At 53.7% G+C, this 661-nt stretch carries 1 protein-coding gene; it reads left to right on the top strand.

The window, feature by feature from the left end:
- Positions 1-409: 409 nt before the first annotated feature.
- Positions 410-661 (top strand): hypothetical protein (locus tag GBM95_RS11955; RefSeq protein ID WP_152159284.1); only part of this gene is annotated, 252 nt, incomplete at its 3' end.

The following is a 661-nucleotide window of genomic DNA, read 5'->3' as shown; positions in this document are numbered from 1 at the left end:
GCGTCGTCTCAACGACGGACGGTTTGCGCGATTTCTGATGAGAGCGTCCGGACCTGCGGCGGCCCCATTACGCCGGACGAACTGGCGGCGTACCTGGATAGCGAAGATCTGCAGGCAGAACGGCGAGGAATGCTTAAAAATTTATTCAAATCAAATAGATGAGTAATTAGTGCAAACTCCGAAAAAGAGATCGAAATGAGACGCATTCAAATATGAGCGCAGGACCATCCAGTGCCTTCACAGAGGCCTTCGGAAGACGTCGGGAGACTAAAAAGCCCTCCTTCAAGGAGGCCCTTCCAGAGCGCTTGTAGTGAGCGTTCTAAGTTACTGGCAGTAGTTAAGACGATGATTTTTAGCGAGCTGAGAACGGGTAAAATTACGCCATTGCAACACTGTTTTCGAGCGCTCCATGTCCGTCGATTTCTCACGTCTTCCCCGCGAAAAGCTGATCGCCCTGCTTCTGGAATCCCGAAAGCAGGCTGATGCGGCTAAGGCGGAGGCTGCAGTCGCTCTGCAGCATGCTGCTGAAGTCGAAGTCCGGCTGGATCTTTCCGAAAAGAAATACGCCGCCGCGGCAGTCTTCCTCTCCGAAGTTGCTCCCTTGATTCACGGCATGCGCCTGGATGTGGAGCGCAATATCGGTGCGGATCCCGAGGCGAAC

This window comes from Sutterella seckii (assembly GCF_009183815.1).
Taxonomy (GTDB): Bacteria; Pseudomonadota; Gammaproteobacteria; order Burkholderiales; family Burkholderiaceae_F; genus Sutterella; species Sutterella seckii.
The sequence above is the reverse complement of the archived record's forward strand: the minus strand, read 5'-3'. Positions and strand labels throughout refer to the sequence as shown.